Consider the following 12,197-nt stretch of genomic DNA (forward strand, 5'->3'; position numbering starts at 1 on the left):
CTGGCGGGTCGAGACCCTAGCCTGCGGCGGGGTTGCTCGGGTCGGTACCGGACGGCGGGTCGTCCGTACCCGTGGCCGGCGTGACGGTACCGCGCGCGCCGGTCGGGTCCTGCTGCCCGTCCACGGTCGCCTTGACCCGGATCGAGGAGTACCCGCTCGGGACCGGATCGCTCGTCGTCCACGGCGCCCTCGTGGTCGGGTTCGTGTCGTCGCAGACGTCGCCGAGGATGGTCGAGCGGCAGTACGAGATCTGGTAGCCGTCCGCTGCGATGCGCCCGTTGTTGTCCGGCGGGTTGATCACCGGGGCCTGACCGACGACTGCGCTGACGACGGACGCCCGGGTGGTGAACGCGGTCGCCGTCTGCGCATCGCTCGAGGTGCAGTACTGGCCGTCGGCTGCGCAGGCAGTGAACACGACGCTCGTCTGCAGGCCGTAGCCGGCGCCCGCCCCGAGGGAGGCCGAGCCGCTGAAGCGCACGGGCTGCCCGCCGCCGACGGAGTAGTACAGGTACGGCGCGCTCGACTGCGCACTCGCCGTGAGGCCGACCGTCCCGTCGGTGCCGGGCTGCTGCGCGCGCTCGAGCGTGCCGGTCGGCGCGTCCGGTGCCTGGTAGCCCTGCACGTCGGCGGGCTGGGAGGCGGTGCAGAAGAGTCCGTTGTCGGCGAGGGCGACGTAGCGGTACCGGCTCGTGATGCGGTCGCTCGCCGTCTGGGCGTTCCAGACCTTCTCGGCACCGGTCGTCGAGCAGCCGGACGGGATCGGCGTGGACGCCGCGTACTTCGCGATCCGCCACCCGGCGGTACCGCCGGCCCAGTCGGCCTCGGACGCGCTGAGCGTCACCGCGGTTGTCGATCCGTCGGGTTGCCCGGTGGCCGACAGCTCCGGGGTGGCGGGGGCGCCGACGGCCGAACCGGTGGCGGACGCCTCGTTCCACTGCACGGGGCTGCCGTCGCGGTCGGCCGCGTTGCGCGCGGACACCCGCACGGTGTACTCGGCACCGCTCTGGGCACCGGGGAACGACGTGCTGGTCGCGGTGCCGACGTTCTTCGTCGAGGACAGGCCGGGGCCCTGGACGGTCACCGCGTAGTTCGACACCGGCGACCCGCCATTCGGCGTCCCGACGGCACTCCAGGTGACGTCGAGCTGGTCCGGGGTCGTGCTGCTCGGCGTCACCCGGACGCCCTTCGGCGCTGCCGGGACGAAGTCGGCGCTCATCGGCGCGGACTGCGACGAGGGCTCGGACTCGCCGACGGCGTTCCGCGCGACGACCGAGAAGCGGTACGACGCAGACGGGTCGACGCCCGTGAGGGTGCAGACCGTCGCGGTCCCGCAGTCCTTCGCGACACCGTTCGTGCCCTGGACCCGGTAGCCGGTGATCGGCGCGTTGTTCGCCTGCGGAGTCGCCCACGTGAGCGTGAGCTTACCGCCCTGGAAGGTGCCGGTCCTGGTGGGTGCCCCCGGCGCGTCCGGGACGTCCTGCACGGCGATCGTCACGTCGGCCCAGACGTACCGGGAGGGGTCGTCCGTCGCGTCCGCCACCTGGTACTGCAGGTGTGCGTCGACGGGTTGCGCCCGGTCGGCGACGGTGACCTGCAGTCGGGACCGGTCGGCGCTCGGCGTGACGCTCACCCCGGCGGGGAGCCCACCGGCGAGTCCGCGGATCGCGACCACCCGCAACGGCCGGTCCGGGAAGGGGTTCGTCGCCTGGTCGTTCGACAGGACGTCGATGGTCGCGGTCGTCCCGCGCTGGACGACGGCCCGATCGGCTCCCGGCTGAACGAGGGGCCTGGTCGACCCGACGATGCCGACCTGGACGACGCCGGCGCGGCCCTGGTTGGCGGCGTCGGACACCCCGATGCCGATCGACGCCGTCGTGTCCTTCGGCGCGTCCTCGGCCACGGACACCCGGAGCTGCTGGCCCTGGACGGTCGCGGTGGTGCCGGAGCCCGGACGGCTGACGACGGAGTACCGCAGCTCCCCGAGGTCGTCCGGGTACGGGTAGTCCGTCAGCTTCGTCAGGTCGAGCGTCCGGGAGTCGCCCGGCTGCATGTCGATCGACGACCCGGTGAACGCCGGTGGCTGGTTCGACCGCGGTGTGACCTTGATCGGCAGGACGAGCGTCGCGACCCGGCCCTTGCCGCCGTTCGTGCTCGACCCGTCGGTGACCTCGAAGGAGATCGACGCGTTGCCGTAGAAGAGCTTCGACGACGTGAACTGCAGCGTTGACCGGTCGACCACGAGGTCCTGTCCGTTCGCGTGCGTCGCCTTCACGGTGCTGCGGTCGGTGATCTGCGCGGTGCGCCCGTTCGCCGTGACCACGTAGCGGTCGAGCGGGATGCGGACCGTCGCCTCGCTCTTCACGGTCACGGCGCCGACGCTGCGGTCGACCTGCGGCAGGGCGTCGTCGAACCCGGGCACGTGCACGAAGCCGTAGGACACGACGTCGGGGTGGTCGCTCCGGGCGACCGAGAACGGCACGACCTGCGCGGCGTCCGTCAACCGGATGGTGATCCGACGGTCCTTCGTCACCTGCGCGGTGTCGCCGTAGCCGTCGACCACGCCGACCTCGAGCCGCGAGGTCGACCCCTCGGCGAAGAAGACGTTCTGCAGCACGTCGACCGTCACGCTCTCGCGACGCAGGATGTCCTGCAGGTCGAGCGTGGTGTCCTCGACCTCGGGCCGGAGCGGCGGGGCGTCGCGGTCGACCGTCACGGTCAGGAAGGCGGTGCTCGACCCTCCGCTCGCGTTCGCGACCGTGTAGAGCACCGCGAAGTCACCCTCGGTGGCGGAGCGGGGCGGCGTGACCCGCACCTGGGTGCGCTGGAGGACCTTCGCCGTGACCCCGGCGGCGGTGGGCTCCGCGGCGGTGACGGTGAGCTGCCCGCCCTCGGGGTCGGAGTCGTTCTGGAGGACCCGCACGGTGACGGACCCCCCGGGACGGATGGTCACGTGGTCGGCCTGGGCGACGGGGTTCGCGGCCTGCTCGGCACGGGGGCTGATGCCGACCCGGACCGTCCCGGTCGCGCGGGCGCCGAGCGCGTCGACGACGGTGTACGTGAACTCGTCGGTACCGGAGGAGTAGTCCCCCGCGTCGTAGGTGAGCGCGTCAGCGGTGACGTCGCTCACCGATCCCTTCTGGGGGTTGTCGGCGACGCCGACGAGCTGCACCGAGTCGCCGTCGGGATCGATGCCGTTCAGCGGCACGGTGATGCGCACGGCCTGTCCGGCGACGGCGCGCGCCGTCACGGTCTCGGGCACCGGCGGGTTGTTCGTCGCGGCGTCGCGCTCCCGCACGGAGATCGACACCGTCGCGTCGGCGTACTGCCCGTCCGGCCCACGGACGCGGTAGACCGCGGTGTGGTTGCCGGGCGTCTGCGGTGCGAGGTACCGGAGCCGGTCGCCCGACACGAAGAGCAGCCCGCCGTCGCCCGGGACGTTCTGCACGAGCTGCGGGTCGAGCGTCAGCGGCTCGCCCTCCGGCTGGGTGTCGTTCGCCAGGACGTCGATCTCGGCGACGTCCCCGACCCGGACCGTGGCGGAGTCGGACTGCGCGACGGGCGGTTGGATCCGGTCGGGCTTCGGGATCTCGACCACCGTGATCGTCCCGGCGGCGGTGGCCAGACCGTTCGACTCCGTGTACCCGAACGTCACCGGCCCGTCGAGCGGCGCGGTGAGCGTGACCCGGACGACGTGCTGGTCGAGGATGCTCGCCTGCACCCCGGTGGCGCGTCCGGGCCCGTCGAGCGCCGTGACCATCAGGACGCCGCCGGCCGGGTCGGTGTCCGTCGCGGTGACGTCGGTGTCCTTCGTCGACAGGGTGGTGACGAACACCGTCTTGGGCGTCGTGATCGGCGGGGTCGAGGCATCGGGCGGCGCGAGCACGGTGACCCGGACGACGCCGCTCGCGGTCTTCGTGCCGTCGGTGACGGTGTACTCGAGCTGGTGGTCCCCCACCCCGGCACCCTGGACGCGGAACGTGCCGGCGTCGTACGAGGGGGTGACCGTCAGGCCGCTCGACGACGACACGCTGGTGAGCGTGACGGTGCCGTTGCCGCCGCGGACGTGGTCGAGCGGCTCCACCGTGAACGCCTTGCCGGCGTAGCCCTGCACCGCGAAGGCGTCGGCGCGCAGCGGGACGTTCCCCTGCGCCGCGACCCGGACGGTCATCGACCCGCGGCCGCGGTCGCGTCCGTCGCTCACGACGAGCTGCACGGTGCGGTCTCCGGTCCGGCCGCTCGCGTTGCGGAAGTCGAGCAGCCCGTCCGGCGTGGTGGAGACACGGTCGCCGTCCGCGGAGGCGGACTCCAGGTAGACCGGGTCACCGTCCGGGTCGACCCAGTCCGACAGCACGTCGGTCACGACGTGCCCGTTCTGCACGACGTCGGCCGAGGTGCTGCGGACCTGTCGCGGCGGCTCGTTCTCCGTGTCGGGACGGACGGTCACGCGCACGGTCGCGCTGTCCGACCCGCCGTTGCCGTCGGTGATCGTGTACGGGAAGGACAGCGTGCCGCGGGCGTCCGCGGTGAGCGTGACCTGCAGTCGCTGCCCGTCGCCGACGATCGCGACGCTGCCCTGGGCGTCGGGGATGCTGCCGACCTCGCTGATGACCAGCGGGTCGCCGTTCGGGTCGTAGTCGTTGAGGAGCACCGGCAGGCTCGTCGTCCGTCCGGGACGCGCGCCGAGCTCGTCGTCCACGGCCACCGGCGGCTTCTGGTCCTTGTCCACCTGCGGGTCGTCGTCCGACACCCGTTCCTGCTGCCGCTCGTCGTCCTGGTCGACCAGGTCGGACCAGTTGTCGATGAGCTGTCCGCTGCGACCGATCGCCCACGACCGCCCGCTCCGCGGGTCGTTCGCCACGACGGTGCCGCCGTTGTGCACGATCTGCAGGTCGTCGGCGTCGGCGCTCTGCGCCAGCCGCTGCAGCCCGCTGCCGCGGCAGGAGTCCATCGCCTGCCCGCCCGCCCACGCGGCGTAGGTGCACGAGCCGACCACGGTCGGGCGCGCCGCTCGACCCGAGACCCGCAGCGCCGTCCGGTCCACCTGGCCGGAGGCGGAGACCCGCACCAGGCCCGCGGTACCGGCGACCAGGACCGAGGACGAGGAGTCGGACGACCGCTGCAGCGCGGGGGTCCCGCCGACGCGGTCGCCGAGGTCGACGGTGTCCCCGTCGACCGAGAGCTGCCCCGTGGTCCGGTCGAGGACGGCGACGTGGTCCCCGAAGGACGCGACCTGGAACTCGTGGGAACGGTCGAACCGGACGTCCCACCGCTGCTCGACCGTCAGTTCGGGCCCGACGTCGACGAGTGACGCCCGCCCGGTGCGCGGCGAGTAGACGGTGACCCGGTCGTCGGAGGCGTCGAAGACGGCGTCGGCACCGAGGGTCAGGTCGGCCCTGGCCGAGGCGTCGAAGTCGGCCAGCCGGGCAGCCGGGGTCGCCCAGAGCTCACCGGTGTCGCCGTTCCCGACGACGGCGGTGTCCCCGGCGAAGAACACCTGCGGCGACCCGGCAGGCAGGGTGACGGCGTCGCCCACGGTCGCGTCGGCGACGTCGACCCTGGCCACGGTCCCCTTCGTGCCGTCGACGCTGTAGACCTCGGCGCCGCGCTGCACGACCGAGAGATCGTCGCTCGGTGTCTCGACGGCCGTGTTGAGCGCCAGGACCCCGGTGTTCGCGCGGCCGACGGCACCGTACTGCGCGGAGGGCACCCACACCGTGCCGTCGCCGAGGTCGATCCGCTGCGTGTGGTACCCGGTCGACACGACCGCAGCGGTCGCCACCACGGCACCGACGACGACCGACGCACCGAGCGTGACGGCCGCCGACCGGTGCTTCGCCAGGAGCGCCCGGATCACCCGGTGCTCCCGATCGTCCCGCACTGCTCGGGGCTCGCGGCGCCCGTCTTGCCGTCACGGTTCACGGCGACCGTGATGCACTGCTCGGCCCCCGTCCCGCCGGACACGACGAAGGTGGTGCCGGTCTGCTGGCTCGTCGCGCCGGACGAGGTGATCACGTAGGTGTCACCGGGACGGAGCCCCGGGTCGGCCCAGCTGAACGACACCGAGTCGGCACCGGCGCGGGCGCTGACGTCGCGGACGGTGGGGATCGACGCGGTGCCCGCGCGTGTGACGAGCAGGACGCTCACCACGGCGACGGCCGCGAGGACGAGGACACCGGCCGATCCGGCCACCACGACGTTCGTGCGACCCCGCCGACGCGCGACGGTCGCCGATCCGGTGCGGTGGACCGTCCCCACGCTCTGCACCCCCGTGGAGGCCCCGCCCCGGACGGCGCGCCGCGTGCGGCGCCGGGCACCGGTCCGGGAGGGCGGCTGCAGCTCGCGGACGACGGTCCGGTCCGCGTCGGACGACGGGGTCGCGACCGCCCACGACTCGACCGCCACCTCGGCGGGGGTCTGCGGGATCCCGAGCTCGGCCTCGACCTGCTGGAGTCCGCGGACGAACTCCATCACGGTCGCCGGGCGCGTGGACACCCGGCGCGACATCGCCGTGGCGAGCAGTCGCTCGAGCGACGGCGGGACGTCGGTCCTGCCCGTCGGTCGCGCGCCGCCCTTGTCGATCCGGTCCATCAGGTCCGCCGCGGCGTTCTTCCCCCCGGGGACCTCGAACGGGCTGCGCCCTGCGAGCAGCGAGTAGACGGTGGCGGCGAGCGAGTACACCTCGGACTGCACGGTCCCGCGCGACTCGTCGCCGAGCACCTCGGGCGCGGACCACGGGATCGACATGCCCACCGGTTCGTCCGGGTCGGCGCTGCCGATCGTCGCGGCGATGCCGAAGTCCGACAGGACGGGTGCGCCGTAGGCGGTGCGCAGGATGTTGGAGGGCTTGACGTCCCGGTGGAGCACGCCTTCCCGGTGGGCCGTCTCGAGCGCCGAGCCGATGCGGATGCCGACGGCCAGGACCTCGGACACGGGGAGCGGCTCGCGACGGTAGCGCTGGCTGAGCGAGGACGAGCACAGCTCCATGACCAGGTACGGTCGGCCGTCGGCCGCGATGCTGGCCTGGAACACCGTGAGGATGGAGGGGTGCGTGCTGAGCCGGGCCATCAGGTTCGCCTCGGCCTGGAACATCTGCCGGACGCGCTCGTCGACGACCTCGTCCAGGAGCACCTTCACCGCGACCTGTCGTCGGGGCATGTCCTGTTCGTAGAGGAACACGTCGGCGAAGCCACCGGAACCCAGGACGTGGACGGGGCTGAACCCGGCGATGACGGGCGGATCGGACGGCAGGCGTCGGGCCATCGGCGTCGTTCCCTCCCCCGGCCCCCGGCCGGCTCGTCCGTTCCTCGCAGCCAGGTCATTCTACGAAGCGCGCTCCGACACCCGGCGGCCGCGAGCCACCCTGTGGACAGCGACCATCCCCCACTTCGGGGGACGCCCGAGCCCGACGACCGCGGTCAGTGCCGCGGCAGCGTGTCCTCGACGTCGGGGTCCTCGGGCGCGCCGTCGACCTGCACGACCACCACCGTGACGTTGTCGCGGCCGCCGGCGACGACCGCGTCCCCGACCAGCCGCTCGGCCAGTGCCTGGGCCGCGGGCACCCGCGCCGCGATCCGGGCGATACCGACGTCACCGAGTTCCTTGGTGAGCCCGTCGGAGCACACGATGTAGCGGTCACCGGCACGCAGCGGCAGCGTCCACCAGTCGGGCTCCGGCGGCTCACCGAAGCCGACCGCGCGGGTGATGACGTTGCTGTCGGGGTGCTGCTCGGCGTCCTCGGCCCGGAGGAGCCCGGCGTCGACCATCTCCTGCACGACCGAGTGGTCCACCGTCACGCGCCGCAGTGCGCCGGACTCGATCCGGTAGGTGCGGGAGTCACCCACGTTGAACACGAGCGCAGCCGGCTGCCCGTGGCTCGCGACGAGCGCGACGCCGGTCACGGTGGTCCCGGCGCCGAGGGCGTTGCCACCGGCCGCCCGCTCGATGTCGGCGGTGGCGAGCAGCAGGGCCCGCTGGATGTCCTGGCGGCTGGTGAAGTCGCCCGTCGCGACCTGGTCGAGTCGTCGGACGACCGCGTCGCTCGCCCGGTCGCCCGCGAGGTGCCCACCCATGCCGTCGGCGACGACGAAGAACGGCGCACCGACGACGTAGCTGTCCTCGTTGTGGTCCCGACGTCGACCGACGTCGGTCGCGGCTCCCCACGAGAGCGTCAGGGGGGTGCCGGCTGCGCCGGGGACGTCGATGGCGTGCTCGGTGGCAGCTCGGCCGAGTTCGGTCACGGTTTCAGGATCGCTCTCTGGGAGTGGAGGGACGTGCCGGGCGGACGGTTCGTCACGGGTTCGGAGGGAACGGTGGGAGGCCGTCGTCCGGTCCGACCCGGAGGTGCGGCGACAGGACCTCGACGACGTTGCCGTCACCGATCTCGACGAGCGTACCCGTCAGGACGACGATCGACGCACCCGCGGCCATCCGGAACGGCGCGGCGCCCGGGGGTCGCACCACGGTGCCGTTCGTCGACCGCAGGTCCTCGACGACGGCGGCCTCGCCCGCAGCGTGCACGAGCAGGTGGGACGAGGAGACCTGCCCGCTCGGCGACGGCACGGGCACGAGGACGGGACCGTCGTCGACCACCACGCGTGGCGCAGCGGGGCGACGTCCGACGACCAGTGGTCGGTCGAGCCGGACGGTGCGTCCACCGATGCGGACGGACGGCGTCCGGCGGCGGACCGGTTGCTCGTCGCTGCGCGGGACGGCCGCACTCGGTGGCGCTCCCCCCGGTGTCCCGGTCGGCGTCGGCCGACCGGGCCGATCACGCAGGACCGTGTCATCGGCAACCGGTCCGGGCCCCGGTCCGACGCCCCGCACGGGCCGGATCACCGTGTCCCCGTACGGGTCGTCGTCGCGGAGACCGTCCGGCTCTGCACCGGGAAGGCCGACGGGACCGGCGTCGAGACGCGCACGGATCACCGTGTCGTCGTCGCGCACCGGTTCCCGCTCCATGGTCATCCCACCGTAGACGATCCTGTCGACCCCGTGGGCGTGGCCCACCCGGGTCCGTGTCCGGACCGGACGGCGCGCAGGACCAACCAGCCGAAGGGGTCGTCCGGGCGCGTGTCCAGGGCGTGCCGCGCGCGGACCTCGGCCCGCGCGGAGGACCCGAGCGCCCAGGCGCACCACGCACCGAGTGCGAGGGCACCGGCCGCGCCGATCGCCACGTCTCCCCCGACCGCCCCGTCGGCGCGCCAGGTCCGCCAGGCAGCAGCGCACCGGTCACCCGCCACCCGCAGCCGCGCGCGGTCCGGCTCCGGACCCGATCCGCCGAGCGCCGGCGGCGTCGGGTCGCGGAACGGGTCGAACGGCACGACCGTCCCGGGGTCCGGGCGACCCCGCGAGGCGAGGAAGCCGACCAGCGCGAAGCGGGTCGCGAGCGCGCCGCACGCCGTCGTCACCGCGACGGCCTGCGGACGCGCGAGCACCTCGTCGCCTGCCGACGCACCGGCTCGCTGGGGCGCGAACGACGCGGACGGCGGGGACGGCGCGACGAGCGCGGCACAGGCGGCGCGCAGGGTGACCGCAGCGGCGATCTCACGCGGGTAGCGCACCTGGGTGGACGAAGGGCGTCGTGTCGTGGAGGTCATGCACGAGATCGTGACCCGTGCCGTGCCTCCAGGCCGGTCGCACCGGAGCATCTGTGGACGGGTCCGACGGATCCGCCGGTTGTGCAGGACGTCTTCCCGCCGCCGGTCAGACGCGGACCGGCTCGAGGCTCTCCGCGACCAGGTCCCAGCCGTCGTCCGTGCGTTCGACCACCACGCCGTGCTCGCCGGCCCACCGAAGCAGTCCCGCGGTGTCGCCCACCTCCGCACCGGTCCGTCCGAGGAGCGCGGTCAGCCGCCCCTTCGCGGTCTTGTTCCAGTGGTTCAGCGCCCGACGACGTCCGCCGTCGTCGACGCTGACCACCCGGAGGGTGAGCGCCTCGGGGACCGGCCCGAGCGCACGGTAGCCCTCGGAACGCAGGTCGAGCACGAGACCATCGGCGCGACGACCGAGCACACGGGAGGACGGCTCGGGCCAGTGCTTCGCGAGTCGGAGCGCGCCGAGCCTCGAGTCGTGCGAGAGCCGGTACGCGGGGATCTCGTCGCCGGCGCCGATCGGGCCGAACATCGCGGACTGGACCACGACGTGGTCCGCCCACCAGCGCCGCGTCGCGTCGTCCGCACCCGGAGCGTCGAGTGGGTCGTAGAGCACACCGGTGTACCGCTCGATCGCCGGCAGCGTCGGTGCGGTGTCGAGCGCCAGGTTGCGGAGTCGCTCGCCCACCGACCTCGGGCCGAGCTTCAAGGCCGTCCGTGCCGTGGACTCCTCGGAACTGACGGAGCGGGCCGCGGTGATCACCGCGGCCCGCTCGTCGGACAGTTCCGGGAAGGACAGCGCACCCAGGTCGAGGGTGCGTGCCGTGTCCCCGCCCTCCCGCTTCGTCTCGGACGGCGGGAGGAGGACGGTCAGTCCGGTCAGGACGCCAGCGCGGCCTGCCGCGCCACGATCGTGACCGTGTCGTGCTCGACCGACAGGAAGCCGTCCTCGGCGTCCGCCGTCACCGTCGAGCCGTCGGCCCGGGTGATGCGGACCTGGCCCTGCGCGAGGGTCGCGAGCAGTGGCTCGTGCCCCGCGAGGATGCCGATCTGGCCCTCCGTCGTCCGTGCGACGACCATGGTGGCGTCGCCCGTCCAGACCTCACGGTCCGCCGAGACGACGCTCACGGTGAGTGCCGCCATGTCAGCGGTTCTCCTTCTGGATCTGCGCCCACTTCTCTTCGACGTCGTTGATGCCACCGACGTTGAAGAAGGCCTGCGTGGCCACGTGGTCGAACTCGCCGTCGGCGATCGCGCGGAAGGACTCGATCGTGTCCTTGAGCGGGACCGTCGAACCCTCGACACCCGTGAACTTCTTGGCCATGTACGTGTTCTGCGAGAGGAACTGCTGGATACGACGAGCGCGCTCGACCGTGATCTTGTCCTCTTCGGAGAGCTCGTCGACACCGAGGATCGCGATGATCTCCTGCAGCTCCTTGTTCTTCTGCAGGATCTGCTTGACGCGCGTCGCGGTCTCGTAGTGGTCGGCGCCCAGGTACCGGGGGTCCATGATCCGCGACGTGGAGGTCAGCGGGTCGATGGCCGGGTACAGACCCTGCGACGCGATCTCACGGGAGAGCTCGGTCGTGGCGTCGAGGTGCGCGAACGTGGTCGCCGGCGCCGGGTCGGTGTAGTCGTCGGCGGGGACGTAGATCGCCTGCAGCGAGGTGATCGAGTGACCACGCGTCGAGGTGATGCGCTCCTGGAGCACACCCATCTCGTCGGCGAGGTTCGGCTGGTAGCCCACCGCGGACGGCATGCGGCCGAGCAGCGTGGAGACCTCGGACCCGGCCTGCGTGAAGCGGAAGATGTTGTCGATGAAGAGGAGCACGTCCTGCTTCTGGACATCGCGGAAGTACTCCGCCATCGTCAGCGCCGACAGGGCCACGCGCAGACGCGTTCCCGGCGGCTCGTCCATCTGGCCGAACACGAGCGCGGTCTTGTCGAAGACACCCGCCTCTTCCATCTCGCCGATGAGGTCGTTGCCCTCACGGGTGCGCTCACCGACACCGGCGAACACCGACACACCGCCGTGGTCCTGTGCGACGCGCTGGATCATCTCCTGGATGAGGACCGTCTTGCCGACGCCCGCACCACCGAAGAGACCGATCTTGCCACCCTGCACGTACGGGGTGAGGAGGTCGATCGACTTGATGCCGGTCTCGAACATGGTGGTCTTCGACTCGAGCTGGTCGAAGGCCGGGGCCTTGCGGTGGATCGGCCAGCGCTCGGTGATCTCGAGCTTCTCGTCGGTGTTCAGCACGTTGCCGAGCACGTCGAAGACCTTGCCCTTGGTGACGTCGCCGACGGGGACCGAGATCGGGGCGCCCGAGTCACGGACCTCCTGACCGCGGACGAGACCGTCGGTCGGCTTCAGCGAGATGGCGCGGACCAGGTCGTCGCCCAGGTGCTGCGCGACCTCGAGGCCGATCTCCTGCGACTGGTCACCGATGGTGACCGTCGTGTGCAGGAGGTTGTAGATGTCGGGGATGGCGTCGTGCGGGAACTCGATGTCGACGACGGGACCCGTGACACGGGCGATCCGTCCGACACCGGGCGCCGACGACGTCTCGACCGCGGTGGTGGCGGTGTCGGTCATGGCGTGTG

General features: G+C 72.6%; 8 protein-coding genes. All 8 read right to left on the bottom strand.

The window, feature by feature from the left end; all coding sequences use genetic code 11:
- Positions 1–16: 16 nt before the first annotated feature.
- Positions 17–5,878, bottom strand: a complete 5,862-nt coding sequence (locus C1N91_RS09125; protein ID WP_137767465.1) for an Ig-like domain-containing protein — start codon at positions 5,876–5,878, stop codon at positions 17–19.
- Positions 5,851–7,260, bottom strand: coding sequence for a serine/threonine-protein kinase (locus tag C1N91_RS09130; RefSeq protein WP_137767466.1), 1,410 nt, complete (start codon positions 7,258–7,260; stop codon positions 5,851–5,853). Before C1N91_RS09130 ends, C1N91_RS09125 begins: the two co-directional genes overlap by 28 nt.
- Positions 7,261–7,415: 155 nt before the next feature.
- Positions 7,416–8,237, bottom strand: a complete 822-nt coding sequence (locus C1N91_RS09135; RefSeq protein ID WP_254678204.1) for a PP2C family protein-serine/threonine phosphatase — start codon at positions 8,235–8,237, stop codon at positions 7,416–7,418.
- Between the two features lie 52 nt (positions 8,238–8,289).
- On the bottom strand, positions 8,290–8,958 hold the full coding sequence (locus C1N91_RS09140) for an FHA domain-containing protein (RefSeq protein WP_137767467.1): 669 nt from the start codon (positions 8,956–8,958) through the stop codon (positions 8,290–8,292).
- A gap of 2 nt (positions 8,959–8,960) precedes the next feature.
- Positions 8,961–9,596 carry a DUF4192 family protein gene (locus C1N91_RS09145; protein ID WP_137767468.1) on the bottom strand — a complete coding sequence of 212 codons (636 nt, stop codon included), beginning with the start codon at positions 9,594–9,596 and terminating at the stop codon, positions 8,961–8,963.
- A 106-nt stretch (positions 9,597–9,702) separates the two neighbouring features.
- The gene (locus C1N91_RS09150) at positions 9,703–10,473 is read right to left on the bottom strand and encodes a YaaA family protein (protein ID WP_368074220.1); all 771 of its coding nucleotides are present in this window, start codon (positions 10,471–10,473) and stop codon (positions 9,703–9,705) included.
- A complete protein-coding gene (locus tag C1N91_RS09155) occupies positions 10,470–10,733 on the bottom strand; it encodes a F0F1 ATP synthase subunit epsilon (protein WP_058729238.1) in 264 nt (87 codons plus the stop codon). The genes C1N91_RS09150 and C1N91_RS09155 overlap by 4 nt, the downstream gene beginning before the upstream one ends.
- 1 nt (position 10,734) lies before the next feature.
- Positions 10,735–12,189 (bottom strand): F0F1 ATP synthase subunit beta, encoded by a 1,455-nt coding sequence (gene atpD / locus C1N91_RS09160; protein ID WP_137767470.1) that lies wholly within the window; start codon positions 12,187–12,189, stop codon positions 10,735–10,737.
- Positions 12,190–12,197 lie beyond the last annotated feature (8 nt).

This window comes from Curtobacterium sp. SGAir0471 (assembly GCF_005490985.1).
In the GTDB taxonomy this organism is placed as follows: Bacteria; Actinomycetota; Actinomycetes; order Actinomycetales; family Microbacteriaceae; genus Curtobacterium.